We start from the raw sequence: 24,627 nt of genomic DNA, 5'->3' as shown, positions 1-24,627 counted from the left end.
CGTGTTCGCTCCGAATCCCTCGGTCGACCTGGGCTTTCACGTTGAGAGCGGGTGACGGGAATCGAACCCGGCACGGGTGCCGGCGCCCACAGTCGGCGCAACAGCTTGCGCGAAAGGGCTTGGCTTCCCGACATCGACTCCTGGCATGATCGCCAAATGTTCGACTTCGGGATCAGTGGATACAGGCCCGCATGGTTGAGCGGGAGTTCGGCGGTCGCCACCACTCATGGTGGGAGACTCGCCATGCTGGAAGGGCGGAGGCTGACCCGAGCCCTGCTCGTGTGGGACCTCGACGAAGATGTCTGGTTCCCCGATGGCTTGGTCCTGCTGGACTTCGAGGGCGAGCAGGCCGAGATCGTCCACCAGAAGTTCGATGAGATCTCGATCACGTGGAACACGGTCGATCCGGCTCAGCCGCTGGATTGGGCGGGGACAGAATTCCGGCTGGCATGGCGAGCTGGCGTGCCTGACGAGCTGGCGAGCCTGCAGGGACAGAGGCTGAAAGCCGTGGAGCTTCTCGAGTGGAAGGGTGACGACATGGCGCAAGGGATGGTCGCTGTCGGATTCCTCTTCCCTCACGACCGTCTGACGATCTACAACGCTCTCGATGAGAACGGCATGGAGTTCGGAGATCCTGATCAGCGGTACACCCGCTAGAGGCTCAGCGATCACCAGCCACAATCCCGGAGATCGACAGAGAGCCTGTCGGATGGCATTCGGCGGTGAGCTCGGTCGCGTCCTGCGCGGTCGTGACGCTGACCTCCTGGTGGTCATCCCGGAGCCGGAGCGCCCCTGCCGGAGGCCTAACGCGTCTGGTGGCAGGTCAACGGGTGATTGTCTTGCAGAGGACAATGTTCCGTACTCTGGCCGCTCCAGGCCAGGGCGGCACTACGGGCGTGGAGGTGTCGCCGGTGTGAAGCCGGTTCCCTTCCATGCTGCGTTCAGCTCCGTAAGGGTGGCAGGCGGCCTCGTATTCCGTATTAGAGACCCAGGAGTCGATGGGGGCGGATGCACCGGTGACCATCAAGGTCGATGGAGCTGCGGGAGCAGCGAGAGTGCGTATAGCCCATCTGGTCATGCGGGTTCAGCCTTCCGGAAGTTCAGCTATCTGATCACGACGGAGCGGCTGCGCGGCAAATCGGGCGGCGGCGTGCTGGTGGTCGGCGCGATGGTTTGGTGCGGCGGGCGCGCGCTGCGGCGACGGCCCGGGCCGCTGCCGACCTGGGCTCTCACATCGAGAGCGGGGGACGGAAATCGAACCCGCGCTGTCAGCTTGGGAACTGCACGGATCAGCGCACGTGAGGGCTCTGAGCTGGGCGGAAACCCGGTCGCGAGTGACCGTGATTGACCCCTCGTCACCCTGGCTAATTGCCCGACGATCAGCCTGCGACCTGGGGTTTCACGCCTCGTACGGATCATACAGAGCGATGGCGTCCCGTGCAGGAATCCCCCGACGGCCCGCTACCTGGAGGCGTTCCCTGACCTGTCGGGGCGTCCGCGGCCGAAAGCCCGGACCCTTGCAACCGCACGAGTGGAAGTCCAAGCCGGCGTACAGGACGGCGCCCAACGCTCGCCAAGCCGGACTGTCACGCCGACGTGGCGCAGCGAAGTCTCGCCCCGCGTCAATCATGTGCTCCTGGCAGCGATTACAGAGCTGGGGTCGCTGCTCCGGGCGTCGCTTGGTAGTCACACGGCAAGGCAAACACACGTAGTGGACCTTGTAGGTGTCCGCGCTATACCGGCACATGCCGCCAGGCTACGTGAGTATCGGCGCACTGCGCGCACGTCGGCTGCCTGCCTGACACTCCTATGTACAAGGGCGTTGCGCGAAGTTCCATCACGACCTTGGTGTGCCGGAGGACAAGGCGAGGTAGGCGACGCCGGCCGAGTTCAGGACGTTGATCCACTCAGGATGGTCGAGGTAGGCGTTGTCTGGAGCGGTAGGGCCGAGGTCATCGAGGACGCGCAAGAGGGCGTCCACCACCATCTGGACGAGGTCGGCTTCTCGCTGATCAACGAAAAGGTGGGGGATCAGTGCTCGTGCGCCGTTTTGGTCGATGAAGGTGTCATCGATGAGCCAGTGCACGGCAGCAGTGAGATCCGGCAATCCCTTCCCGGATCGCCAGTGTTGGTCCTGATAGTCGCGGTCACCTAAGGCTCGTAGTGCATGGAGCACGTCTTCGCGTCGCTCTGGCCGCCGAACCCGCTGTTCGCCCAGATGTCCTTCCTCCACGGGAGCCAAGCTACTTGGGACTTGTCGATGTCCCGTCGTTGTGGGCGTGGTGGTCGGCGGTGAGGGCCCCTAGATCACATCTGACAGGTGCCGTTTCGGGACGCGGAAGCTGCCTTCGCACTGAGATCATCCCGTCGGCCCGCGAGAGCATCCCGGAGCCGGAGAGCCTGCGCCAGAGGCATCCATGGCACCCTGCACAGCATGGTGACGAGCAACCAAGCCTCAGAGAACCAAGTCAGGTTGGAGGTGCGGCCCGCGCTCGGGGACGTGGAGCTGAACGAGTTGTTCGGGGCGTCGTGGCCTGATCATCGTCCTGCCTCGTTCTCGGGGATGCTGGCCCACAGTCTCTGCTGGGTGGCCGCATACCGTGAGTGGGCGCTGGTGGGCTTCGTCAACGTGGCCACCGATGGTGGTATCCATGCCTTCATCCTCGACACCACCGTGCACCCCCGAGTTCGTCGACAGGGAGTGGGCGTGCGATTGGTGCAGCGTGCTGCTCAGGAAGCACGCTCACGTGGTGCCAGGTGGTTGCACGTCGACTATGAGCCACACCTCGAAGAGTTCTATGCGCGATGCGGGTTCCGCCCAACTGCTGCCGGGCTCATGCAACTTTGATCATTAGCGCCGTGAGGGAGGCGCGGGCGTACGCGAGAACGATCTACCAGGCAACAGCAACCGCGCCCTGAGACGAGAAGCCGAGAGACGAGGGTGGCACGCGGGGGGCTCGGGGGGTCGTCCCCCCGACCAGCACAAGAGCCCCGCGAAGCCGACCCGAAGGGACGGCGAGCAGGGCTCTCCGAGAGAGCGGGTGACGGGAATCGAACCCGCGCTGTCAGCTTGGGAACTGCATCGATCATGGCCCACTAGGGTGCTGAGCTGCGCGGAAGGCCGGTCCTGAGTGACCGTGGTTGACCCCTCGTTACCGCCCTTAATGGCCCGCTAATGGCCCGGCGATCAACCTGCGACCTGGTGTTTCTCGCGCGACGCGCACACGCCGTCCGCCTGATCATCCGGTCTGCCGTCGACCCGCCCGAAGGGGAAGCGGGCCAGGGCCACGCGGCGATCATCCCGGAGCCGGAGTCCCCCACCGAAGGCGCGTTCTGGAGGGATGATGAATGCTGTGCCCGACCTACTGTGGGATGACGTGAAGGTCCTCTTCGACCCTGAGGTCAACGGAACGTTGCCTGACGTTGTTGTAGAAGGAACGACTCTCAAGGACTGGCAGGCCCTGCTGGATCTCGTTCGGGAGCAGGGTTGGCAGTACGCCTACTCGGTGGGTGGCGAGCCAACGCAGCTCACTTCGGCTGCTGACATGGCCGTGGCTGCCTATGCCGGCGGCGTGCCTGAGCTGAGAGTCTGGCTGGCCCCCGACATGCTGATTATCTTCCGCATGTATCAAACCGAGTCGATCGACTTCGACGTCGATCTCAGAGAGTTGCAGGGGCAGGAGCGGTTGGACGTCCTCGTGGATTTCTTCTGCCTGCTCGGACGGCGTCTCGGGAAGTCCGTGTTGATGAGTGCGGAGGGATCTCCCGACCATCCGGATCTCGGGTTCGATGTCGACGCTGACCGGGTGGTACTGATGTAGATCCGATTGCTCCGAGCGGGTAGCAGCTGTTGAGAGGATTGATCGAAAGCCAGATCGGAAACCCATCACTGACCTGGCTTTCACACGGTCTCATCGCCGTCCACCATGCACATGGTCATCAGCCACCTTGCCCAGTGGGCCAGGCTGAGGAACGAAGCCCTGGACCTTCGATCGCCCCCGACCATGCACGGTGACCGGCCACGCTGTGGCGATCGTAGGGCTGCATCTGTGCGGCGGCGCGGCAACCCTGGCTGGTGCGTTCGGCTGGTACGGCGGGGGCGCGCCGACGATCATCTTGGAGCCAGAGCACCCACGCCAGAGGCGTATTGTCCGACAACGCGTTCTCGGGGATGATCACCTGATGCACGGAGACGAGACGCTAGTCCGAAATCTGGCCGGGCTGGTTGTGGATCTGGCGTGGTTCCTGGAATCGGCGGATGACTCGGTTGTCGATCCTGATGACGCCCTGGAGCAGTTGGAGTGGATGAGCCACAGGTTCAGCCAGTTGCCGGCCAAGGATCGATTCAGGTTGATCGCGCTGATCCGCGAGAGGGCGGAGTCGGAGTCTGAGCCCGAGTTTCGCGAGTTCCTGAAGACATTCCCGGAGGCAGCCGGGCTGCTCGATGCAGACGACTGACCTGGTCATGCGGCGGTGCGGCGTTCGGTCGGCGCGTTCGTTGCGTGCGGTGCGGCAGGGGTGCGGCGCCCGGCCCGGTGTCCCGCCGCCGTCCGGGACCGGCCTCCAGGCCGCACGCCCGGACGGCGGGCGGGCGGAGGGCCGGAGGTGCGGCGGCGCGCCGCGCCGCCGCCTTGATACCTGCAAGAGCTATTCGGCAGCGTTCCGTTCTAACACTGTGGTGTTAGCCTCGGGGAAAGTTGGGAACTAGACGGAGAGCCTGAAGTCCTCAATTTTCTGCCTGAGGACCACAGATGGATCTTTGCCATCGATCTTGTCCTGTATCATCTGACGCAGATCACTATCTTCCAGAAAGATAATCATCTTTCCTTGGCCAGCCCAGTGATCGCGGCGAGTATTTACCGCCGACACATCCGGCCCAGTCCTGCCAATCAGCACCCCGAACAGTCCTAGCCCCTTATCGGACAGATAGTTAGACATCTGCAGGACATCATCCTTGCCGATCCCCTTACAGCTATTCTTTGCATCGAAGGTGAGCAGGTGAGCCTGGTAGACAACTCGCAGATACGAGAAGAATCCATCCATGCAGTAATTGGGCAGAATTATATCCCTCCGATTGGAGGAAAGCTGCGCAAAATTTTCGGTGATCGGCTGCTCCAGCGGAGGACAGAAGAGGAATTCAATAATGTCCCTACAGAGCTTCTGGAACTTAACCCAATCGCCGTGGCCACATTGTGTTTCGCCTAATTCTTTTACGAGCCTATCGGATACATGTATATTCGCCGCTCTCCTCGCGGCCTTTTGAGTCTGCTGGTCCGCAGGTAGACTGCCAAGCACTCTGACCGCTTCGTATTGCAAGCCATGCCGCGCCGCGAGCCGGGCGACCTCCGCCCCATCAATGACCTCTACGTTCTGTGAAGCCAGGAACTCTATATGTTGCGGAGCTAGAACTATCGAGACGACCAAAACGAGCTTTGGCGGGCGAGCGAGAGGATATCGCTTCTTAAATCTTTCCTCGTGGTGCTTCAGTTGCTGTGCGGCCGCGTTGATGCGAGAGCGCGTTTGCGGGGTGAGTGCTTTGACCTCATAGAGAATAGTCTCATTCCCCCGTCTTGCAACGAAGTCAGTGCCACCATCTGCGCCGACCGGTGGCGCTTCTACTATGTAGCCTTCGAGGCTCCTTTCAAGTATCTCTCTGATCAACTTTTCGAATTCATACCAACTCATGCTTGACGCCACTGACAACCTCTCTTTCAGGCCTTTATGAAATTGGTCCTATAGGTCTCGATGCCAGCTGTTCGGTTTCACGTATCCACGTGGTCACGTAATCCCGAGCTGAATCTCAGCCTCAGGCACAACGGTCTCGCTGACGGGGTTCCTTTTGACTTCGATAACCGTATAGTCGACCTCGATGTCGATCCTGGGATGGTTTCCTACCCGGGCTTCGAGGTTGACATCCAGGTCATGGTCAGGAAGGTTCAACCCGCCGGTGAAAAGGATCTGGCGTATGTCGGCTTGGATCGTTGCTTCACTGCGCAGGGAGCTACGGCCGGTAAGGCGCTTGAGAAGATCCTGGAGGTCATCGCGGTCGAGGGTCGGCACTGTCGACATCTACCACGCGTAGATCAATTACGGTAGAAGGTCTTCTGACTGAGGCCGATTTGGAATCGCTGGCGGCGGTCCGCTGCGATGCCCTTCGATCCTGCTGATCCCGGCCCCTCGCCTCAGGTCGCCGAGAAGTCGTGTACGTAGCGGATGTAGGCCGGTACCTTCGCGGTGTGGCTGATGATGGTGAGCTGACACGCTGGGTCGTTCATGGCGAGCGGCTGGTCTATGACAACCGGTGGATTCGGTTGGGGCTGGCCGATGTGGAGATCCCGGGTGGGGAGCGGTTCGAGCATCACGTGGTGCATTTGGACCGGGCTGCGATCGCCATCGTGCTGGATGAGCAGGACAGGGTCTTGCTGATGTGGCGGCATCGGTTCGTGTTCGATAGGTGGGGGTGGGAGCTTCCTGGCGGGCTGATCGAGGCTGGTGAGGATCCGAGGGTGACCGCTCTACGGGAAGTGGAGGAGGAGACCGGGTATCGGCCGAAGGGTCTTGAGCTTCTGGTCTCGTATCAGCCGATGGCCGGCATGGTCGACTCCGAGCACATCCTGTTCGTCGGGCGCGGGGCCGAGCTGGTGGGCAAGCCTGAGGGTGAGGTGGAGGCCGACCGGATCGAGTGGGTCCCTATGGCGGAGATCCCCGGCATGATTGCCCGCGGGGACATCTGGACGTCGGGGACGTTGATCGGGGTGCTTCAGGCTCAGGTGTGGCTCAACGGCCGAGCGCGCGGTTGACGGCTTTGGCCAGCTCGTCGATGCGGCGTCGCTGGCGTCGGCAACCGGTCATAGCGGCCAACTGCTGGGCGCGGTGAATGTGGGGCTGGGCGGCTTCGGGGTCGTCGGCCGCGAGGAGAGCGTGTCCGAGGTCGCATCGGACGCCTGCTTCGGCACGGTTGTAGGTGCCGTCCATTCCGGCCAGCGCTGAGCGGAGGTCTTCGACAGTGCCAGGGTCACCGAAGCGCAGGAGGCAGCTTCCGCGCCAGCGGGCGAAGTGGTGGGCGTTGATGGACAGGTAAGGCGTCTCCGGGTCGTTGTCGCCTTCCGGCAGGACGGCTGCGGCCTGGTCGAGCGCGCGGCGGCAGGCGGTCTCGTCGCCGAGGATCGCTGCGGCTTCCGCTTCGGCTGAGGCGAGCCAGGTGCGAAGACGGGCGGGGACGCGGTCTCGGTGGGTGGCGTGGATGTGCTGGAGGAGTTCCGCGGCTTCGGCTGGGCGGCCCAGGTCCATGAGGACGTATGCCTGTTCGCCGGAGACGTAGGCCAGGATGGCGGGATCGTCTGCTTCGTGGGCGGCGGCTTTGGCTTGCTCGTAGTGGTGCCAGGCGTCGGTGAGGGCCAGGGCGTTGATGGCCTGCCATCCGGCCAGTGAAGCGGTCTCGGCGAGCAGGTGGGCCAACTCGGCGCGGATGCCGGGGCGTACGGCGTGGCGGTGGGCTCGCTGGATCTGTGAGATCTGGGCGCGCATCTTGTCGGCGATGGCCACTCCCCCGAGGCGGCGGTCCAATAGGCGCAGGTTGTTGGTGTCGGTGCGCAGGATCATGACCATGGTGGGGTCGATGGTGGCGGCGCTGTCCAACAGGTCGGCCAGTTCCCGGGCCTGCTCCTCGTGCTCGTCGTCGTGATCGTTGGCCGGTGATGCTCCGTTGAGCGGGGCCAGGCCGAGCAGGATGCGGGCGTGGTCGGGCAGGCGTAGGCCGGCGGCGATGCGTTCGATGACGGCGAGTTCCTTGACCGTGTTGCCGCCGTTGAGGAGTTTGTTGACGCGCGGCTGGCCAAGGCCGGTGGCGGTGCCGATGCGGACCTGGCTGGCTCCGTACTTGCGTGCGATGCCGAACAGTGCCGCGATGTCGCGTTTCTTGAGGATTTCCCGCGTTTCGTCTCGATCCCACACGGATGCGGGTAGCTGTATTGGATCAAACGCGCCATTTTGCATTCCGGACCTCCGAACTCGCGATGCCGGGATGATGACGTGCGATAACGCCGAGCCTATATGCGCTCGTGCTATATCAGCGTGAGATAGGTCTGAAAAGTATCGGCCCTCATGCTGTCCGGCATGACAACGCCAGTGAGATGTACCGAGTGCGACGGGCGCGGGTGGAAGATCGTCACCCGGCGAGGCCACGTGACGGCCTCTGACCTGGGCCTGGCCGCGTCCGCTCAAGAGGACTGCCTTTACTGCCCCGGTCCCGCTGAGATGCCGCGAGAGGGCTTTGAGTGGGAAATCCGTATTCAGGCCGACAGCGGGGAAACTCCTGGTCCGAGCGGGTGGAATGCATTCCAGGCCACCGCTATGGACGAGTTGCGTACGGCGATGCGTGGCATGCCGCGCGAGTCGGCTATTTGCGGCATCATCCGGCACAAGTTCTATGACTTCGGCGCCGGTGAAAACGCCTGGACACAACGGGACATCTTCCGTGCGTACGTGGATCCGGCCGGCTCGGTGCGGTTTGAGCGGGTGAGCGCATGATCTCGCCTGCGATTGTCGTCATGGATCCGTGCGAGTCGGCCGAAGTGCTCCAGGAGGTGCTGCGGAGCAACGGCATCGACTCCGATGTCCACGATGGATACGGGCTCGCGCTGGTGTCGGTCTGGGTCGGGCTGGTCATCTGGTGCGACGGCGCACGCTTTTGGTGGCGCACCGGCTGGAATGCCGAACGTCACCGGGTCATCTACGCCTGGCATCCCGTGATTGATCCGTTCCGGGCTGCTCGGCGCATCGCGATGCGTTACGCCGAACTCCGCTCCCAGCAACCCCCGATCGGCTCTGTCCCGCTGGGTACCTCGGCGGAGCCGTTGTGAGGTGGGCGAGTTCCCGGATCGGCTACCGGGCCTCGATCGTCAGCACCTTTCACAGTCACGCGTTCACTCGTGCCCATGCCTCGGCGCTGATCGGCCGTGAGGGCGTGGTGGTGGCGGTGCTGCGCAACGGGACCACGGCGCTGGTCAAGCTGGACGACGATCCCGATGAGCTGCCGGGCCGCGTGCAGTGCTGGCCGCTGCGATGGGATGACCTCGACCTGGAAGAACCGGCCGCGATAGATCGTGCCCCGGACTTCGTCACCGGGTGGTCAAAGAGCCACGGGGCGATCGTCTTCCACGCCGTGCAACCGAGGACGGCGATGGGGGTGTGCTTCTCGCCGGCCGAACCTTTGCCGGTGTGCGGTTGGTCGGTGCCCTTCTCGCCGAAGATGTCCAGGGCGTGCCCCGTCTGCTTGCGACACTTCGGTCTGTGAGCCGGTTACATCCTGCTGGCCTTTGAATGCGGGCCACTGACAGCCGTTGTCTCAGCCGGTACTGTGCTTATGCGCACGAGTGGAAGAGTGAATGGGCGGTTGAGATGGGTATGGATTTCGCTCCACCCAAATATGTGCAGGTCATGCGGGCGATCCAAGAGCGGATCGAATCGGGTGAGTACTCCCCCGGTGACATGCTGCCGTCCGAGACTCAGCTTGTGCGCGAACTCGGCGTCGGCCGGACCACCGTGGTGCGTGCTCTCCAGACCCTAGCTATGCAGGGCTGGATTGAGCGTGAACATGGCCGGGGGTCGTTCGTGAAAGGGCGTCCCGAGAGCGCGGTTGATCGCGTACGCCCGAGCTTGACCAGTGCCGAGCAGGGCGAGAATGCCGATGCCGTGCTGGAGGCCGGGCGAGTCCCCGCTCCCCGTCATGTCGCACGGCTGCTGGGCGTCGCCGAAGGGACTCCGGTGATCGCGCGCAAGCGGGTAGCGCGTCAGGCGGACGTGATTTCAGCCGTGGAACAGATCTGGGTGCCACTGGAACACGCGATCGGCACCGACCTGGACAAGCCCGAGCCCTTGCGGCGCGGCGTCCGCCAGCACCTCCAGGCCGTCAAGCACCTGCGCTTCGACCACATCACCGAACGCGTCAGCGCGCGCATGCCAACCCCGGAGGAAGCCGAGCTGCTGGGGTCGTCCAACCCCGTCCTCGGCGTGCTGGCCACCGTGCACGATCCGGCCGGCAACGTGCTGATGGCGGTCAGCCTGGCCCTGCCCGGGAGCCTGCACGAACTCGAAGATGTCTTCAAGGTGAGCTAACTCTTACCCGCCCCTTACCGCCTGTCCACTTGTGCGGACGAGTGGCGATCACTTACTCTTCAACTCATGCGGACAAGTGGACGAGCGAACGAAGAGCCGTCCCCCGATGAAAGGAGGACCACCCATGGCCATCCAAGGCCCCATCCCGATCAGCTTCGAGCAGGCGTTCCCGCACGGCTGCTTCCTCGTCGGCCAGGTCGAGCAGGTCAAGAACTTCGAAGCCTCGACCGGCGGCAAGACCGTTTACGCCCGGGACAAGACGACCGGTGAGCCGATCTGGCAGGTCCCTGTCATGGACGGTGAGCCGACCCTGAAGGCGGGCCAGAAGACGATCGCGGTCAAGATCCTGTCCGAGGTCGAACCCGTTCCGCCTCCCTCGCTGGCCGGTCTGCCGATCGCTCCGGTCGAGTTCACCGGCATGACCGTCACGCCGTACGTCAACCAGGCCGGGCGGCTGGCCTACTCCTACCGGGCCACCGGGATGAAGCCCGCCCGGCCCAAGCAGCAGGCGCCCGCCGGTAAGGAGGCGGCGGCGTGAGCTCCGGCCCGTACACCTACGTCACGCTGACGATGCAGCCGGACTCCGCGCCTCGTCTGTCCGTCGCGTTCCACACGCCGGGCCTGCGGGTCAGCGCCGGGCTGCTGTTCAACAACGTGAGGCCGTACCTGGAGATCTGCTCTCGCGACGCGAACGTGCACATCTCCACCACCGCAGCCGGGTCAGTCTCCGACGCCGATGTGTCCACCGCCCGCGAGATCTTCGCTGCTGCCGCTCGCTACCTGGCTGACTGCGAGCGCCTGCACACCGAGCAGTCGGCCGCTCCCGCCGAGAGTGCGGCGGGCTGATGCAAGGCGGGGCCGCCAGAAGCGCCAACTTCCGGCGGCCCCCGATCTTTCTCCCCTGACTTCCACATCAATGAGGAGGTGTCCAGCTTATGTTCAAGCGCCTACCCGGTGACCAGGCACGCGACCTCGTCACCACCACACCGGACACGGCCGTCGTCTTCCGCCCGGCCGTCGTCACCACGCCCGCCATCCTCACGCTGATCATCCTGATCGAACGCAGCCTGGCCGGGCTGGTCCGGATGACCTGGCGGCATCCCGTCGCCATGCTCGCCGTGGTCGCTCCCGGCGTGCTCACGATCCTGTACGGCTGGCAGACCGCGTTTCTGCTGACCGCACCCGTCCCGGTCGGGCTGTCTGCCTGGGCGCTGACGGACCGGGGCTCGTTCGTCCGGCTGGTCGGGCGTCGGCTGCAAGCTTGGTGGCGGCTGGTCTGGATCTACCGGCGGCACTGGCAACCGGTGATGATCGTCTCCGGCCTTGGGCGTCACCTTCGGGGACGGGACTATCTGCCCCGCCTCGGCAAGGTCACCTGCACCCCGTGGGCCGACCTGGTCACCGTGCGCATGCTCAAGGGACAGGCGGTCAAGGACTGGGCCGATCGCCTCGACCACCTCGCCCAGGGCTTCGGCGCCACCTCGTGCCGGGTCGCGCTGTCCAAGGCCGGGCGGCTCACCCTGACGTTTCCGCGTCATGACCCGCTGGCGGTCCCGATGCCTGCGCTCCCGCTGCCTGACGTGGCCACCGTCGATGCGATCGAGGTGGGCAAGCAGGAAGACGGGCAACCGTGGCGGCTCAAGGTCCACGGCACCCATGTCCTGGTCGCGGGCGCGACCGGGGCCGGCAAGGGCTCGATCCTGTGGTCTGCGATCCGCGGGCTTCTCCCCGCTGCGGCTGAGGGCCTGGTGGAGCTGTGGGCGCTGGATCCCAAGCTCATGGAGCTGTCCTACGGCCGCGCGCTGTTCGGCTCCCGGTACGCCGCTACGCCGGAAGAGTGCGCCGACCTGCTGGACGAGGTCGTCGTCGTCATGCAGAAGCGGGCCGCGCGGTTCGCCGGGCTCCAGCGCTCCCACACACCCACCGTCGAGGACCCGTTCGTCCTGGTGGTCGTCGACGAGGTGGCGTTCCTGACCGCGTACCAGACCGATCGCCAGCTCCGGCAACGCATCTCCGCCGCCCTCGCGACGCTCACCACCCAAGGGCGCGCGGTCGGCGTCGGCGTCCTGGCCGCGCTCCAGGACCCGCGCAAGGAGGTCATGAACATCCGCAACCTGTTCCCGGACAAGATCGCCCTGCGGCTGGACGAGTCCGAGCAGGTGGACATGGTCCTCGGGGACGGCGCACGGGACCGGGGCGCGCTGGCCGATCACATCTCACCCGTCCCGGAGCTGGGGGCGGGAGTCGGATACGTCCGGCTGGAAACCTCGCCTGAGCCGATCCGCGTCCGCGCCGCCTACGTCTCCGACTCCGACATCCGCGCCATGGCCGACGCCTTCGGGAGGGCCGCATGAGGGTCTGCTTCCACGGCACCGCCGACGAACTCGACCTGGTGGCGGGCCGCCCGCTGATGGTCCTGCTGACCACCAGCCACCTACCGCGCATGCGGGTCTTCGAGCTGCACCACGCCCACATGCTCACCCACCCCTACGACGGTAGGCACCGGCTGTGCGCCGAGCTGACCGAGACGGAGGTGAGCGGCGATGCGTGACCTGGCCTACCTGCTGGAAGGGCTGCGCTGCTCGTCCTGCCTGGCTGACAACACGCTCTGGCTCGACCTGGTTCCCGGCACCGTCGAATGCCGCGAATGCGGCCAGGGCGCACTCATCGCCGTCGATACCAGGGAGGAAGCATGACCTACGATCGTGCCCTCCCCCGCGCTGAGCGGCTGCGGATGCCGTGGGCACGTGATGTCGCCCTGGAGGTCGCCAAGCAGCACGGCGTGTGCATCCGCCCGGTCGCGCTCAAGCGGCTCGACACCACCACCGGGCAGAGCGAGATCATTGACGTGCCGTGCGGAGCCACACTGGAGGCCGTCTGCCCGCCGTGCGCCAAGCGCAACCGGCAGCTTCGTATGGCTCAATGCCGTGAGGGCTGGCACCTCGACCAGGAACCGGTCATCACGCCGGACGAGCCGAACGACGAACAACGTTGGCTGGTCGAGTTCCGCGCCGACATGCAAGCCCGTCGGGACGCCGCCGAGCAGTCCGGGGAAGACACCACCGACCTGGACGCGGTTCTCGCCGGCCTGGATGACGAGATCAACACCGCGGGGATGCGTGGCCATGTCCTCGGCCGGACCACGGCCAAGCGCACCCGATCCACTCGGCGGCGACAGGACGCGCCGGACCTGCCCCGGCGGAAGATGGCCAACACGACGCTCGGGCGGACATTCACCGGCTCGGACGGCAAGGTCTATCGGCCGTCGCTGTTCGTCACGCTTACCCTGCCGAGCTACGGCAAGGTCCGCGACGGCGTCCCGGTCGATCCCGACTCCTACGACTACGCGCGGGCGGCTCGGGACGCGCTGCACTTCTCCAAACTGGTCGATCGGTTCGTGCAGAACCTTCGCCGAGTGGCTGGTTATGACGTGCAGTACTTCGCGGCCGTGGAGCCTCAGAAGCGACTGGCTCCGCACCTGCACATGGCGATCCGGGGCACCCTCCCGCGTGCGGAGATCAAGCAGATCGCGGCGGCCACCTATCACCAGGTGTGGTGGCCACAGACCGACACGGTCGTCTTCGACGGTGAGCGCCTGCCGGTCTGGGAGCAAGAGGCCGGCTACCTCGACCCCGACACCGGCGAAGTCCTGCCCACCTGGGATGAAGCACTCGACCAGATCGACGCCGACGAGCACGCCGAGCCGCTGCACGTGATCCGCTTCGGCGACCAGGTGGACGTCAAGGGTGTGCTCGCCGGAACGCCGGACGCCGACCAGTGCATCCGCTACCTGTCGAAATACCTGACCAAGAGCCTCGGCCAATCCCTCGACGGCGGCCAGGCCCAGCAGCAGCACGCCGCCCGGTTCGTCGATGCCCTGCGTTACGAGCCCTGCTCGCCGACCTGCGCCAACTGGCTGCGCTACGGCATCCAGCCCAAGGGAGCCAAGGCCGGTATGACGCCGGGCCGCTGTCGGAGCAAGGCGCACAAGCCCGAACACCTCGGCTACGCCGGGCGCCGCGTCCTGGTTTCCCGCAAGTGGTCCAACAAGACCCTCGCCGAGCACAAGCAGGACCGCCGTACGTGGGTCCTGGAAGCCCTCGGCCAGCCCGGCGAACCGATCGACCCACACCGCTATGTCTGGCGGCCCGTCCCGGCCGGGGATGCGAACGTGCCCCCGCTGGCCGTCCGTCTCCTGCGCAGCGTGGCCGAACGCCAACGATGGCGTGCCCACATGGCCCAACTCGAACAACAGAGCCTTTCGGCAAATCCCGAAGCGGCCTGAAGGGAGGAAGACCTTGGACCAACTGTTCACCGTTCCGGAAGCAGCCGAGCTGCTCCACACCTCGGTTCGCTTCGTACGCCGACTGATCGCCGAGCGCCGGATCGAGTTCGTGAAGGTCGGGCGGCACGTCCGTATCCGCGAGTCCGCGCTGATCGCCTTCGTCACGGCGGGCACCGTCGCGCCTCTGACGACCTTCGACGCAACCGGGAGGGCCGCCTGATGGCAAACAAGGACAACCACCGCCGGTTCGGCAGCATCCGCAAGAGGGAGTCCGGGCGGTACCAGATTCGCTATCCGGGTCCTGACGGGCGGATGCGCTCCGGCACCGAGACCTACGAACGCAAGTCCGACGCGGAACGGGCGCTGTCGCTCATCGAAGCGCAGATCATCAAGGGCGAGTGGACCGATCCCGAACGCGGCAAGATCAAGCTAAAGGACTACGCCGAGACCTGGATCGCTCAGCGCCCTGGCCTACGCCCTCGGACGGTCGATCTCTACCGCTGGCTGCTCAAGAAGCACATCACGCCCTACCTCGGCAACGTCCAGATAGCCAAGATCAGCACCTCGACCGTTCGGCAGTGGCGGGCTGATCTGCTCGGTAACGGTGTGTCAGTGAGCATGGCCGCCAAGGCGTACCGCCTGCTGCGTGCCGTGCTCATGACCGCCGCCGAAGACGACCGCATCATCCCGCACAACCCGTGCCGGATCCGTGGGGCCGGCGACGAGCACGCGCAAGAGCGCCCCGTACTGACCGTCTCCCAAGTGTTCGAGTTGGCCGACCGGGTGGGCGTGCGACCGATCGGCAACGTCCGCAAGGTCAAAGACGGGGCGTACCGCCTGCGCTTTCAACGGCACGGCGAGATGCGGACCCATCCGGAGATCTTCATCACACGAGCAGAGGCGGAACGCTCGCTCTGGAAGATGGCCATGGAGGGTAAGGCCGACTCCACCCAAGATCGGCGGTTCCGCGCGATGGTGCTCCTGGCCACGTTCGCGAGCCTGCGATGGGGTGAAGTCAGCGCGCTACACCGAATGGATGTCGATCTCACCGGGCGAACTGTCCGCGTCCGCGTCGCCTTCGTCGAGCGCTCAACGGGCGGGCTGGTGCTGGGTCCGCCGAAGTCCAAGGCAGGCCGGCGGACAGTCGGCATTCCGCGGAGCATCATCCCCATCCTCAAAGAGCACATGGACACCTACGTCCAGGACGAGCCGGGCGCGCTCATGTTCCCGGGAGCCAAGGGCGGGCCGCTTCGCCGGAGCGGCTTCAACAGCCGTACGCGCTGGGTCGACGTGGTCAAGGAACTGGGCTTGCCGGGGCTCCACTTTCACGACCTGCGACACACCGGAAACATGTTGGCCGCCGAGTCCGGCGCGGGCCTCAAGGACCTCATGGCGCGTATGGGACATGACAACGTCCGAGCGGCCATGATCTACCAGCACGCAGTCAGAGGAGCCGACGAAATGATCACGGACGCCATCGACCGGCAACTCGGCACCCGCGACGAAGACGGCGACGAGGGCGGGACGGACGCGCTGGTTCCGGCAGGGTGATCAAGAGCTAATGGCCCGTTAATGGCCCGAAAAGATCGAACAAGCCCGAACAAGATCAAAGCCCAGGTCCCGAATCCCTCGGTCGACCTGGGCTTTCACATCGAGAGCGGGTGACGGGAATCGAACCCGCGCTGTCAGCTTGGGAAGCTGATGTTCTGCCATTGAACTACACCCGCGTCGCGGCCCGAAGCCGCGACCAACACTCTAGCGGAAAGCCGACCCACTTGACCAAGCAGAGCCGTCTGACTTCGCCAGGACACACCGGGTAGGTTGCTCATCGTGCTGCTATCTGATCGCGACATCCTTGCCGAGATCGACGCCGGCCGCCTGGCGCTGAGCCCGTTCCACCGGGACATGGTCCAGCCGTCCAGCATCGACGTCCGGCTTGACCGCTTTTTCCGGGTGTTTGAGAACCACAGGTATCCGCACATCGATCCCTCGATGGAGCAGCCGGATCTGACGCGGCTGGTCGAGCCTGACGGGGACGAGCCGTTCATCCTGCATCCGGGCGAGTTCGTGCTCGCCTCGACATACGAAGTGATCACGTTGCCCGACGATCTGGCTTCCAGGCTGGAGGGCAAGAGTTCGCTGGGGCGGCTCGGGTTGCTGACGCACTCGACGGCCGGGTTCATCGATCCGGGGTTCACCGGTCACGTCACGCTTGAGCTGTCCAATGTGGCCACGTTGCCGATCAAATTGTGGCCGGGGATGAAGATCGGGCAGTTGTGTGTGTTCCGGTTGAGTTCGCCGGCGGAGTTCCCGTACGGGTCGGAGAGGTACGGGTCGCGCTACCAAGGGCAGCGCGGGCCGACGCCGTCGCGGTCGTTCCAGAGCTTTCACCGCACAGAGGTGTAGTACCCGGCTGCGCGGCTATGGGGCGTTGGAAGTACTCTTGCCCCGGTGTCGTACAGCATACGGAGGGTAGCGCCTAGGAGAAGGGGACATGAAGTTCGCATTTCACCTGGTAAGCCTTACCCTTTCCACGGACCATCCCCGCACATCTGGAGAACGACGTGCGCCTGCGGCTCACGCCACGTGAGGACAGCTACTATGACCTGTTCGCCGACTCGGCGAACAACCTGGTCACCGCATCACGCTTGCTCGTAGAGATCATCAGCGACGGATCGGATCGGGAGTCCCTGGCCGAGAAGATGCGGGCCTGCGAGCACGCCGGCGACGAACGCACCCATGCGATCATGAACCGGCTCAACGAGAGTTTCATCACTCCGTTCGACCGCGAGGACATCTACCGTCTCGCTTCCAACCTCGACGATGTGATGGACGCCATGGAAGCGGCGTCCGACCTCATCGTGCTCTACCAGATCGACCATCTCCCCAAAGACGTGGTCCGTCAGGTCGAGGTGCTGGAGCGGGCGGCGGAGCTCACGGCGGAGGCGATGCCCCGACTGCGGTCGATGAAGAACCTCAACGAGTACTGGATCGAGGTCAACCGCCTGGAGAACCAGGGCGACCAGATCTACCGCCGGCTGCTGGCCAAGCTGTTCGGCGGTGAGTACGACGCGCTCACGGTCATGAAGATGAAGGAGGTCATCGACGCCCTCGAAGAGGCGGCCGATGCCTTCGAGCACGTCGCCAACACCGTCGAATCCATCGCGGTCAAGGAAAGCTAGGGCCGGTGGACCTCACGCTCGCCCTAGTCATCGGCGTGGTCGTGATCGCGCTGATCTTCGACTACACCAATGGCTTCCACGACGCGGCGAACGCCATTGCCACGTCCGTCTCCACCCGCGCGCTGACCCCCAGGGCGGCGCTGTTCATGGCCGCGGCGATGAACTTCATCGGCGCCCATCTGGGAACGCAGGTCGCCCAGACGGTCGGCAAAGGGATCATTGACGCACCTCAGGGCTCTCACGGCCTGGTGATCGTGGCGGCGGGCCTGATCGGCGCCATCACCTGGAACATGATCACCTGGTATTTCGGTCTTCCTTCCTCCTCCAGTCACGCGCTCATCGGCGGCCTGATCGGCTCGGCGCTCGCGTCCGCCAGCGTGGTCCACTGGGACGGCGTGGTGGAGAAGGTCGTCATCCCCATGATCCTGTCGCCGCTCGTGGGTTTCACGCTCGCGGCGTCGATCATGATCGCAATCTACTGGATCTTCCGCAACGCGCAACCCGGCAAGGCGAACCGCGGGTTCCGCTACGCGCAGACGGTCTCGGCCGCGGCGATGGCGCTCGGCCACGGATTGCAGGACGCGCAGAAGACCATGGGCGTCATCTTCCTGTCGCTGGTGGTCGGCGGCTACGTGGCGCCGACCGACGACATCCCCCAGTGGGTCATCCTGGCCGCCGCCGCGGCGATCTCGCTGGGCACGTACGCGGGCGGCTGGCGCATCATGCGCACGCTGGGCCGGCGCATCATCGCGCTCGACCCGCCGCAGGGTTTCGCCGCCGAGGCGGCGGCGTCCACGGTCCTGTACGGTGCCGCGATCGGGTTCGGGGCGCCGATCTCGACCACGCACACGATCACCTCGGCGATCATGGGCGTGGGCTCGACCAAGCGGCTGTCGGCCGTGCGGTGGGGGGTGGCGGGCAACATCGTGACCGCCTGGGTCCTTACGATCCCGGCTGCGGCTCTGGTCGCGGCGCTGTCGTACTTCGCGCTTCACTGGGCGGTGGAGTAGCGGCGTACATGACGTCGACGTCCCAGCGGGCGAACCCGAGCGACTCGTACAGGCGGATGGCCGCCGTGTTGGTCTCGTCCACGTAGAGCATGGCCTGGGCGAGGCCGCGCGAGCGCAGGTGGGCCAGGCCGGTCAGGGTGAGTGACCGGCCCAGGCCGGTGCCCTGCTGGGACGGGTCCACGCCGACCACGTAGACCTCGCCGAGCGGCTCGTGGCCGTGCTCGTCGGAGCCGTGGATCTTCGTCCAGTGGAAGCCGACGAGCCGGTCGCCGCGGAAGGCGAGGAAGAACCCCTCGGGGTCGAACCACGGCTCGCGCTCGCGTCGCAGCAGGTCGTCGAGCTCCCAGGCGCCCTGCTCGGGGTGCTGGGCGAAGGAGGCGGCGTTCACCTTGAGCCACGCCTCCTCGTCCCGGCCGGGCACGAACGTGCGGACCGTGACGCCTTCGGGCACGGTGGCGTCGGCGATCGGGGCGTACAGGGAGCGGCGCATCTGCCACAGCGACCGGGCGCGCACGAAGCCCAGCGACGCGGCCAGCGCCTCCGCGCCGGGGTGGCCGCCGTGCGCCCACAGCCGCAGCCTGCCGCCGGTCAGGTCGAGCACGGCGCGCAGCAGCTCCTTGCCGTGGCCGCGGCCCCGGTGCGCGGGGTGGACGACCAGCTCGCCGCTGGGGCCCTCCACCTCGTCGGTGGGGTCGACGTGGGCGTATCCGACGAGCTCGTCCGCGTAGAGCAGCAGCGAGCGGGCGCGGGGGTCGCCGCCGTAGCGCAGATGCAGCATCACGTGCTCGTTGAGCGGGCGGACGCGGTCGGCTTCCGTGGCCGCTTCCACGACACTCAAGACATCGGCGATTTCTTGGTCGTCCAGCCGTTCTCTGATCCTCACGTGCGTACTCACAGCTCGAACTCTAGGCGTACAACTGGCAAATACCGCCAGCCGGGGCCCCGATGAATCGTTACCTTTGCGACATTGGCTGCACGGATTGTCGCCGTAACGTCATGGGCCATGACGTCCCGTTCCTTCCTCCGGCTGGCGCTGGCCGGAGCGGTCGCCTCAGGCGGACTCCTGCTCGCCGGTCTCCCGGCAGACGCGAGTAAAACTCACAAGCCGCGTACGGTCCCCGTCCGGCTGCTCGCACTGAACGACTTCCACGGCCACCTGGAACCTCCGACCGGGTCCTCCGGCCGGATGGTCGACGAGCACGGCAACACCGTCGACGCGGGCGGCGCCGCGTACGTCGCCACGCACATGAAGGCGCTGGCCGACAGGAACACGATCGCGGTGGCGCAGGGCGACCTCATCGGCGCCACCCCGCTCATCTCGGCCGCCTACCACGACGAGCCGACGGTCGAGCTGATGGGCAAGCTCGGGCTCAAGGTGGCCGCGGTCGGCAACCACGAGTTCGACGAGGGCTACGACGAGCTGCGGCGGATCATGAAGGGCGGCTGCCACCCGGTGGACGGCTGCTCCCCCGCCGGCAGGTGGAAGGGCGCCGCCTTCGACTACGTGGGCGCGAACGTGCTCTTCAAGAACCGGCACGAGCGCACCGACGCGCTCTCGGCGCTCGGCAACAGCCCGCAGATCAAGAAGCTGATGGCCGACTGGGGCGTGCCCGCGCTTCCCCCGGTCAGCGTCAAGTGGATGAACGGGGTGCCGATCGGCTTCATCGGCCTGGTCACGCAGACCACGCCGACGATCGTCACCTCCGAGGGCATCAAGAACATCAAGTTCGTGGACGAGGTCAAGGCCGCGAACGTGGCGTCCAAGCTGCTCACGCTGGTGGGCGTGAAGGCCCAGGTCGTGCTCGTGCACGAGGGCGACCAGGTGACGCCGAGCCAGTCGCCCGACGCGTGCAGCGCCGTCCCCGGCGCGGGCAACCGGATCGCCACCCAGGTCGACGCCGAGATCGACCTCGTGCTCAGCGGCCACTCGCACCAGGCGTACCTGTGCACGGTCAAGGACCCGCGGGGCCGTGACCGGCTGTTCTCGCAGGGCGGCTCGTTCGGCCGCGTCATCACCCAGGTGGACCTCCAGGTCGACACCCGCACCCGCGACGTCGACCGGGCCTCCACCGTGGCCGACAACCACGTCGTGACCCGCACGGTCGCCCCGGACCCGGAGATCACCGCGTTCGTGCAGACGTGGAAGGACCGCGTGTCCGGGGTGGCCAACCGGCCCGTCGGCACGATCACCGCGGACATCCCGAACGTCGCGGTCGCGTCCGGAGAGTCGCCGCTCGGCAACCTGATCGCCGACGCCCAGCTGGCGGCCACCAGGACCGGCGGCAACGCGCAGATCGCGTTCATGAACCCGGGCGGCGTGCGCGCGTCGCTGAGCTACGCGGGCTCGCCGGCCGGTGAGGGCGACGGGGTCGTCACGTACGGCGAGGCGTTCACGGTCCAGCCCTTCAACAACCTGATGCAGGTGGTGACGCTGACCGGGGCGCAGCTGAAGACGCTGCTGGAGCAGCAGTTCACCGGCGGCCCGAACAACCAGCCGTTCAACCGGATCCTGCAGCCGTCGGCGAACCTGACCTACACCTACAGCCAGAGCGCGCCGTGGGGCGGCAAGGTCTCGAACATCATGATCGACGGCCAGCCGGTGACCGACGCCCAGACCATCCGGGTGGCGGCGAACAACTTCCTGGTGGGCGGCGGTGACGCCTTCCCGGTGTTCACCGAGGGCACCGACCTGTGGAGCGGCCCGCTCGACATCGACGCCTTCGTCGACTACCTGGGCCAGAACAACCCGATCGCGCCTCCGGCCACGAACCGGATCACCGTGACCGGCTGACACCCGGACGTGAAAGAGCCCGCTTCCCGTCACTGACGCCCCTGAAACCCACGGGAAGCGGGCCCTCGTCCCTTGATGCGACAACCTCCGAGCCGCCTCTGCCCGGCGGCGACGGGTCTAATCATCGAGTTCCGCTCTGAGCGATTCCGCTGTCGGCTTGGCGGGGTTACGTGCGGCCGGACTCCGGCGGCACAGTGAGCGGATGAGACTTCTGGTACTGGGCGGGACCGACTTCGTCGGCCGGGCCTTCGCGACGGAGGCGCTGGCCCTCGGCCACGACGTGACCGTGCTCAACCGGGGCACGCACGAACCACCCGCCGGGGTGACCTCGCTGCGCGGCGACCGCACGCGGCCCGACGGGCTCGACGCGCTGGCCGGCGGCGAGTGGGACGTGGTCGCCGACACCTGGTCGTGGGCGCCGTCCGTGGTGCGCGACGCCGCCTCGCTGCTCGCCGGCCGGGCCGGTCACTACGTGTACGTGTCCAGCCGGTCCGTCTACGCCCCGCCCGTCCCGTACGGAGCCGACGAGAGCGCGCCGGTCGTCGAGGGGTCGCCCGACGGCGGCGAGGGCGGATACGCGGAGATGAAGGCGGGCGGCGAGCTCGCCGCGACCGCGGCGTTCGGCGACCGGGCGCTGCTCGCCCGCGCCGGGCTGATCATCGGCCCGCACGAGAACATCGGGCGGCTGCCGTGGTGGTTGTCCAGGATCGCGCGGGGCGGACCGGTGCTCGCGCCCGAGCCCGCCGGCCTCGGCCTGCAGTGCGTGGACGCCCGCGACCTGGCCAGGTGGTGCCTCGAAGCCGCGCTCGACGGGGTCGGCGGCGCCTTCAACGTGGTGAGCCCGCCGGGGTTCGTCACCATGCGGGAGCTGCTGGAGACCTGTGTGCGGGTCACCGGGTCGGACGCGGAGCTGCGCTGGACGAGCGAGGAGGCGATCCTGGCGGCCGGGGTGCAGCCGTGGACCGACCTGCCCATCTGGCTGACCGGCGAGGGCCACGCGTTCGTGCACGGCGGCGACGTGTCCAGGGCGGTGGCTGCGGGCCTGCGGTGCCGGCCGGTCGAGGAGACCGTGGCCGACACCTGGGCCTGGCTCAGGAGCATCGGCGGGCGGGCGCCCGTGCGGCCCGACATGCCCGCCGTCGGCCTCGACCCGGACGTGGAGGCCACACTGCTCTCATGACCGGCGCAGCAGGTCGTAGAGCGCCGCGGCGAGCCCCGCGCAGACGAACAGCACGACGACCATGAGGCCGTGCCTGAAGGCGACCGGCCAGCCCTGGCCGAGCAGGCCGAAGAAGACCGAGCCGGCGGCCGCGATGCCGATGGCCGAGCCGAGCCGCTGACCGGTCTGCAGCACGCCCGCCGCGCTGCCGCCGCCCGCCGGCGGCACCTGCGACAACGTGACCGCCTGGTTGGGCGCGATGGTCAGGCCGCTGCCGACGCCCGCGACGAGCAGCGGCAGCGCGGTCGCCAGCGCCACGTGCGGGCCGGGCACGAGCAGGGTGGCGGCCATGGTCGCCAGCAGTCCGGCGACCACCGTGACCAGCCCGGCGACGACCACGCGGCGGCCCGCGCGGTTCACCAGCCGGCCGCCGACCACCGCCGCCCCGGCCGAGCCGACCGCGAACGGGGTGATCGCCAGACCGGCGAGCAGCGGGCTGTAGTGCAGGCCCGCCTGCAGGTAGAGGGTGAAGATGAAGAAGATGCCGGTGAACCCGGCGAAGTACAGCAGCGCGATCGCCGTACCGAGACCGTAGGAGCGCAGCCTGAACAGCGACAGGTCCACCAGCGGCTCCCCGCGGTAGCGCCGCTCCCAGGCGACGAAGGCCGCCAGCAGGGCCAGCGACGCCGGGACCAGCAGCCACTTGGCCGCGCCCGGCCACTGGTGCTGCTGGATGAACGGCAGCAGCAGCACGGTCACGGCCACCCCGAGCAGCAGCACCCCGACGGGATCCATGCTCTCCCGGCGCCCGGTCCGCTCCGGCGGCGGCAGCAGCCGGCGCGCCAGCGGCACCAGGACCAGCCCGATAGGCACGTTCACCAGGAACACCAGCCGCCAGCCCTGGTCGGCGCCGAAGGCGGAGACCAGGGCACCGCCGATGAGCGGCCCCGCCGCGGTCGAGACGCCGATGGTGGCGCCGAGCGCGCCGAACGCCCGGCCCCGCTCCGCGCCCCGGAACATCTGCTGGATGAGCCCCGACACCTGCGGGTTGATCATCCCGGCGGCCAGGCCCTGCAGCAGCCGGGACACGATCAGCACCGGCATGGTGGGGGCGAACCCGCACGCCGCGCTGGCGAGCGTGAACAGCGCCACCCCCCACATGAAGACCGTCCGCCGGCTGCGCGCGTCACCCAGCCGGCCCGCCGGCACCAGGAGCAGGCCGAAAGTAAGGGCGTAACCGGACAGGATCCATTGCAGGCCCGCCTCCGACGCGTGCAGGCCCTCCCGGATCGAGGGCAGGGCGACGTTGACGATGCTCACGTCGAGCCCGGCCATGAACGCGGCCGTCAGGCAGACGGCCAGCGCGTGCTTGCGGGTGTCCGCCACGTGCTCCCCCGGTTCGGTCAGCAGCCCCGGAGCAGCGAGCGGGAGAGCGTCTCGTACACCCACGACTCCCACTCGGCCGGCGACCAGCGCCGCTGTTCGGTCAGCAGCTGGTACGTCTCCGGGCTCACCAGCGCGTAGACCAGATCTCCTGCCCTTTCCGACGACATGCCATCCCTCAGGCCGCCGATCTCCGCCAGGTGGCGGGCGAGCGCCAGGTGGTCGGCGTGGCGCTGACGCTGGTTGGTCTCCCAGGTGACGGCCATCTCGGGGTCGGCGCCGGCGGCGTCGCGCAGGACGCGCATCAGCGGCGCCACGCGTTCGAAGATCACCCGGGCGTTGCCCACCCAGATCCGCAGCGACCCGGCGGGGTCGGGCTCTCCCGTGGCCTGGAGGGCCCACGGCCGCTCGATCAGCGGCACCGGCTCGTCGTCGCCGGCCGTCAGCACGTCGAGGCCCTCGGCGAGGACGCCGCGCTTGTTGCCGAAGTGGAAGTAGACCGTCTGGACGGCCACCCCGGCGCGGTCGGCGATCTGCTCCAGCGTCGTCGCGGCGTAGCCCTGGCCGACGAAGAGCCGCAACGCCTCCTCGACGATCCGGCGCCGGGTGGTTCTGCGCTGCTCCGCCCGCCGGCTCTTGACGCGGTCCACGAGCCTGAGCGTACTCTGGTGCCTCGATTCGCTAGAGCGGACTCTAGTCAC

General features: G+C 66.8%; 29 protein-coding genes and 1 tRNA gene. 22 read left to right on the top strand and 8 right to left on the bottom strand.

Translation table 11 applies throughout. The features are described from left to right. Positions 1-156 precede the first annotated feature (156 nt). Positions 157-657, top strand: coding sequence for a hypothetical protein (locus ACZ6YG_RS31205; RefSeq protein WP_148037270.1), 501 nt, complete (start codon positions 157-159; stop codon positions 655-657). A gap of 1,180 nt (positions 658-1,837) precedes the next feature. On the opposite strand, the gene ACZ6YG_RS31200 is transcribed toward ACZ6YG_RS31205, so the two are convergent. Beyond that, positions 1,838-2,233, bottom strand: coding sequence for an SCO4402 family protein (locus ACZ6YG_RS31200; protein WP_148036596.1), 396 nt, complete (start codon positions 2,231-2,233; stop codon positions 1,838-1,840). Positions 2,234-2,434: 201 nt separating this feature from the next. On the opposite strand from ACZ6YG_RS31200, the gene ACZ6YG_RS31195 reads away from it, so the two are divergent. The 3 genes from ACZ6YG_RS31195 to ACZ6YG_RS31185 all read left to right on the top strand — a co-directional run bounded on the left by ACZ6YG_RS31195 (position 2,435) and on the right by ACZ6YG_RS31185 (position 4,458). Then, positions 2,435-2,848 (top strand): GNAT family N-acetyltransferase, encoded by a 414-nt coding sequence (locus ACZ6YG_RS31195; protein ID WP_148036595.1) that lies wholly within the window; start codon positions 2,435-2,437, stop codon positions 2,846-2,848. Between the two features lie 496 nt (positions 2,849-3,344). After that, positions 3,345-3,821 (top strand): hypothetical protein, encoded by a 477-nt coding sequence (locus ACZ6YG_RS31190; RefSeq protein ID WP_466020063.1) that lies wholly within the window; start codon positions 3,345-3,347, stop codon positions 3,819-3,821. A 205-nt stretch (positions 3,822-4,026) separates the two neighbouring features. After that, complete coding sequence (locus tag ACZ6YG_RS31185) at positions 4,027-4,458, top strand: hypothetical protein (protein WP_466019981.1); 432 nt, start codon at positions 4,027-4,029, stop codon at positions 4,456-4,458. A gap of 246 nt (positions 4,459-4,704) precedes the next feature. On the opposite strand, the gene ACZ6YG_RS31180 is transcribed toward ACZ6YG_RS31185, so the two are convergent. After that, complete coding sequence (locus ACZ6YG_RS31180) at positions 4,705-5,685, bottom strand: restriction endonuclease (RefSeq protein ID WP_466019980.1); 981 nt, start codon at positions 5,683-5,685, stop codon at positions 4,705-4,707. A 93-nt stretch (positions 5,686-5,778) separates the two neighbouring features. Further along, positions 5,779-6,060, bottom strand: a complete 282-nt coding sequence (locus tag ACZ6YG_RS31175; RefSeq protein ID WP_466019979.1) for a hypothetical protein — start codon at positions 6,058-6,060, stop codon at positions 5,779-5,781. Positions 6,061-6,236: 176 nt separating this feature from the next. Here ACZ6YG_RS31175 and ACZ6YG_RS31170 point away from each other — a divergent pair, with 176 nt between their 5' ends. After that, positions 6,237-6,800: an NUDIX hydrolase gene (locus ACZ6YG_RS31170; RefSeq protein ID WP_466019978.1), complete on the top strand. Its 564-nt coding sequence runs from the start codon at positions 6,237-6,239 to the stop codon at positions 6,798-6,800. Here the strand turns inward: ACZ6YG_RS31170 and ACZ6YG_RS31165 are convergent. After that, a complete protein-coding gene (locus ACZ6YG_RS31165) occupies positions 6,778-7,995 on the bottom strand; it encodes an XRE family transcriptional regulator (protein WP_466019977.1) in 1,218 nt (405 codons plus the stop codon). The two genes, ACZ6YG_RS31170 and ACZ6YG_RS31165, sit on opposite strands and share 23 nt — an antisense overlap. A gap of 120 nt (positions 7,996-8,115) precedes the next feature. Between ACZ6YG_RS31165 and ACZ6YG_RS31160 the strand changes: the two genes are divergently transcribed. The 12 genes from ACZ6YG_RS31160 (at position 8,116) to ACZ6YG_RS31105 (ending at position 15,952) form a co-directional block, all read left to right on the top strand. After that, positions 8,116-8,529 carry a hypothetical protein gene (locus ACZ6YG_RS31160; protein ID WP_466019976.1) on the top strand — a complete coding sequence of 138 codons (414 nt, stop codon included), beginning with the start codon at positions 8,116-8,118 and terminating at the stop codon, positions 8,527-8,529. Beyond that, on the top strand, positions 8,526-8,861 hold the full coding sequence (locus ACZ6YG_RS31155; protein ID WP_466019975.1) for a hypothetical protein: 336 nt from the start codon (positions 8,526-8,528) through the stop codon (positions 8,859-8,861). Before ACZ6YG_RS31160 ends, ACZ6YG_RS31155 begins: the two co-directional genes overlap by 4 nt. Further along, complete coding sequence (locus ACZ6YG_RS31150) at positions 8,858-9,295, top strand: hypothetical protein (RefSeq protein WP_466019974.1); 438 nt, start codon at positions 8,858-8,860, stop codon at positions 9,293-9,295. The genes ACZ6YG_RS31155 and ACZ6YG_RS31150 overlap by 4 nt, the downstream gene beginning before the upstream one ends. A gap of 104 nt (positions 9,296-9,399) precedes the next feature. Then, positions 9,400-10,116, top strand: a complete 717-nt coding sequence (locus ACZ6YG_RS31145) for a GntR family transcriptional regulator (RefSeq protein WP_466019973.1) — start codon at positions 9,400-9,402, stop codon at positions 10,114-10,116. Between the two features lie 124 nt (positions 10,117-10,240). Next, entirely contained in the window at positions 10,241-10,654 is a 414-nt protein-coding gene (locus ACZ6YG_RS31140) for a plasmid replication, integration and excision activator (protein ID WP_466019972.1), read from the top strand. Beyond that, positions 10,651-10,962, top strand: coding sequence for a hypothetical protein (locus ACZ6YG_RS31135; RefSeq protein WP_466019971.1), 312 nt, complete (start codon positions 10,651-10,653; stop codon positions 10,960-10,962). Before ACZ6YG_RS31140 ends, ACZ6YG_RS31135 begins: the two co-directional genes overlap by 4 nt. Before the next feature lie 89 nt (positions 10,963-11,051). Then, positions 11,052-12,470, top strand: a complete 1,419-nt coding sequence (locus tag ACZ6YG_RS31130) for an FtsK/SpoIIIE domain-containing protein (protein WP_466019970.1) — start codon at positions 11,052-11,054, stop codon at positions 12,468-12,470. Beyond that, positions 12,467-12,667 carry a hypothetical protein gene (locus ACZ6YG_RS31125; protein ID WP_466019969.1) on the top strand — a complete coding sequence of 67 codons (201 nt, stop codon included), beginning with the start codon at positions 12,467-12,469 and terminating at the stop codon, positions 12,665-12,667. Before ACZ6YG_RS31130 ends, ACZ6YG_RS31125 begins: the two co-directional genes overlap by 4 nt. Next, positions 12,660-12,812, top strand: coding sequence for a hypothetical protein (locus tag ACZ6YG_RS31120; RefSeq protein ID WP_466019968.1), 153 nt, complete (start codon positions 12,660-12,662; stop codon positions 12,810-12,812). Before ACZ6YG_RS31125 ends, ACZ6YG_RS31120 begins: the two co-directional genes overlap by 8 nt. Beyond that, positions 12,809-14,401, top strand: a complete 1,593-nt coding sequence (locus ACZ6YG_RS31115; protein WP_466019967.1) for a replication initiator — start codon at positions 12,809-12,811, stop codon at positions 14,399-14,401. The genes ACZ6YG_RS31120 and ACZ6YG_RS31115 overlap by 4 nt, the downstream gene beginning before the upstream one ends. A 13-nt stretch (positions 14,402-14,414) precedes the next feature. Next, positions 14,415-14,621 (top strand): helix-turn-helix domain-containing protein, encoded by a 207-nt coding sequence (locus tag ACZ6YG_RS31110; protein WP_466019966.1) that lies wholly within the window; start codon positions 14,415-14,417, stop codon positions 14,619-14,621. Further along, positions 14,621-15,952 carry a tyrosine-type recombinase/integrase gene (locus tag ACZ6YG_RS31105; RefSeq protein ID WP_466019965.1) on the top strand — a complete coding sequence of 444 codons (1,332 nt, stop codon included), beginning with the start codon at positions 14,621-14,623 and terminating at the stop codon, positions 15,950-15,952. The genes ACZ6YG_RS31110 and ACZ6YG_RS31105 overlap by 1 nt, the downstream gene beginning before the upstream one ends. 105 nt (positions 15,953-16,057) lie before the next feature. On the opposite strand, the gene ACZ6YG_RS31100 is transcribed toward ACZ6YG_RS31105, so the two are convergent. Then, a tRNA-Gly gene (locus tag ACZ6YG_RS31100) sits at positions 16,058-16,128 on the bottom strand. A gap of 103 nt (positions 16,129-16,231) precedes the next feature. On the opposite strand from ACZ6YG_RS31100, the gene dcd reads away from it, so the two are divergent. The 3 genes from dcd to ACZ6YG_RS31085 all read left to right on the top strand — a co-directional run bounded on the left by dcd (position 16,232) and on the right by ACZ6YG_RS31085 (position 18,593). Next, the gene (gene dcd / locus ACZ6YG_RS31095) at positions 16,232-16,807 is read left to right on the top strand and encodes a dCTP deaminase (protein WP_148037269.1); all 576 of its coding nucleotides are present in this window, start codon (positions 16,232-16,234) and stop codon (positions 16,805-16,807) included. Positions 16,808-16,965: 158 nt separating this feature from the next. After that, positions 16,966-17,583, top strand: coding sequence for a DUF47 domain-containing protein (locus ACZ6YG_RS31090; RefSeq protein ID WP_148036594.1), 618 nt, complete (start codon positions 16,966-16,968; stop codon positions 17,581-17,583). Between the two features lie 5 nt (positions 17,584-17,588). Continuing rightward, positions 17,589-18,593 carry an inorganic phosphate transporter gene (locus ACZ6YG_RS31085; protein ID WP_148036593.1) on the top strand — a complete coding sequence of 335 codons (1,005 nt, stop codon included), beginning with the start codon at positions 17,589-17,591 and terminating at the stop codon, positions 18,591-18,593. On the opposite strand, the gene mshD is transcribed toward ACZ6YG_RS31085, so the two are convergent. Further along, positions 18,526-19,488 carry a mycothiol synthase gene (gene mshD, locus ACZ6YG_RS31080; protein ID WP_261809058.1) on the bottom strand — a complete coding sequence of 321 codons (963 nt, stop codon included), beginning with the start codon at positions 19,486-19,488 and terminating at the stop codon, positions 18,526-18,528. The genes ACZ6YG_RS31085 and mshD overlap by 68 nt on opposite strands. A 108-nt stretch (positions 19,489-19,596) precedes the next feature. Here mshD and ACZ6YG_RS31075 point away from each other — a divergent pair, with 108 nt between their 5' ends. Together ACZ6YG_RS31075 and ACZ6YG_RS31070 are read left to right on the top strand one after the other, a co-directional pair. After that, positions 19,597-21,384, top strand: a complete 1,788-nt coding sequence (locus tag ACZ6YG_RS31075; protein WP_466019964.1) for a bifunctional metallophosphatase/5'-nucleotidase — start codon at positions 19,597-19,599, stop codon at positions 21,382-21,384. Positions 21,385-21,586: 202 nt separating this feature from the next. Continuing rightward, positions 21,587-22,564, top strand: coding sequence for an NAD-dependent epimerase/dehydratase family protein (locus tag ACZ6YG_RS31070; protein ID WP_466019963.1), 978 nt, complete (start codon positions 21,587-21,589; stop codon positions 22,562-22,564). Here ACZ6YG_RS31070 and ACZ6YG_RS31065 read toward each other — a convergent pair. Beyond that, positions 22,559-23,992, bottom strand: coding sequence for an MFS transporter (locus tag ACZ6YG_RS31065; protein WP_466019962.1), 1,434 nt, complete (start codon positions 23,990-23,992; stop codon positions 22,559-22,561). The two genes, ACZ6YG_RS31070 and ACZ6YG_RS31065, sit on opposite strands and share 6 nt — an antisense overlap. Continuing rightward, complete coding sequence (locus ACZ6YG_RS31060; protein ID WP_271275161.1) at positions 23,947-24,576, bottom strand: TetR/AcrR family transcriptional regulator; 630 nt, start codon at positions 24,574-24,576, stop codon at positions 23,947-23,949. Before ACZ6YG_RS31060 ends, ACZ6YG_RS31065 begins: the two co-directional genes overlap by 46 nt. Positions 24,577-24,627: the final 51 nt, after the last annotated feature.

It is taken from the genome of Nonomuraea sp. NPDC054003 (genome assembly GCF_055585125.1).
Note: the sequence above shows the minus strand (reverse complement) of the source record. Positions and strands in the feature narration are given on the sequence as shown.

Excerpts from the sequence above, each read along its gene's own strand:
- ACZ6YG_RS31165 (WP_466019977.1), bottom strand. The coding sequence starts at position 7,995 with ATGCAAAATGGCGCGTTTGATCCAATACAGCTACCCGCATCCGTGTGG.
- ACZ6YG_RS31190 (WP_466020063.1), top strand. The coding sequence starts at position 3,345 with ATGAATGCTGTGCCCGACCTACTGTGGGATGACGTGAAGGTCCTCTTC.
- ACZ6YG_RS31195 (WP_148036595.1), top strand. The coding sequence starts at position 2,435 with ATGGTGACGAGCAACCAAGCCTCAGAGAACCAAGTCAGGTTGGAGGTG.
- ACZ6YG_RS31160 (WP_466019976.1), top strand. The coding sequence starts at position 8,116 with ATGACAACGCCAGTGAGATGTACCGAGTGCGACGGGCGCGGGTGGAAG.
- ACZ6YG_RS31180 (WP_466019980.1), bottom strand. The coding sequence starts at position 5,685 with ATGAGTTGGTATGAATTCGAAAAGTTGATCAGAGAGATACTTGAAAGG.
- ACZ6YG_RS31105 (WP_466019965.1), top strand. The coding sequence starts at position 14,621 with ATGGCAAACAAGGACAACCACCGCCGGTTCGGCAGCATCCGCAAGAGG.
- ACZ6YG_RS31125 (WP_466019969.1), top strand. The coding sequence starts at position 12,467 with ATGAGGGTCTGCTTCCACGGCACCGCCGACGAACTCGACCTGGTGGCG.
- ACZ6YG_RS31205 (WP_148037270.1), top strand. The coding sequence starts at position 157 with ATGTTCGACTTCGGGATCAGTGGATACAGGCCCGCATGGTTGAGCGGG.
- ACZ6YG_RS31120 (WP_466019968.1), top strand. The coding sequence starts at position 12,660 with ATGCGTGACCTGGCCTACCTGCTGGAAGGGCTGCGCTGCTCGTCCTGC.
- ACZ6YG_RS31070 (WP_466019963.1), top strand. The coding sequence starts at position 21,587 with ATGAGACTTCTGGTACTGGGCGGGACCGACTTCGTCGGCCGGGCCTTC.
- ACZ6YG_RS31115 (WP_466019967.1), top strand. The coding sequence starts at position 12,809 with ATGACCTACGATCGTGCCCTCCCCCGCGCTGAGCGGCTGCGGATGCCG.
- ACZ6YG_RS31140 (WP_466019972.1), top strand. The coding sequence starts at position 10,241 with ATGGCCATCCAAGGCCCCATCCCGATCAGCTTCGAGCAGGCGTTCCCG.
- ACZ6YG_RS31155 (WP_466019975.1), top strand. The coding sequence starts at position 8,526 with ATGATCTCGCCTGCGATTGTCGTCATGGATCCGTGCGAGTCGGCCGAA.
- ACZ6YG_RS31130 (WP_466019970.1), top strand. The coding sequence starts at position 11,052 with ATGTTCAAGCGCCTACCCGGTGACCAGGCACGCGACCTCGTCACCACC.
- ACZ6YG_RS31145 (WP_466019973.1), top strand. The coding sequence starts at position 9,400 with ATGGGTATGGATTTCGCTCCACCCAAATATGTGCAGGTCATGCGGGCG.
- ACZ6YG_RS31075 (WP_466019964.1), top strand. The coding sequence starts at position 19,597 with ATGACGTCCCGTTCCTTCCTCCGGCTGGCGCTGGCCGGAGCGGTCGCC.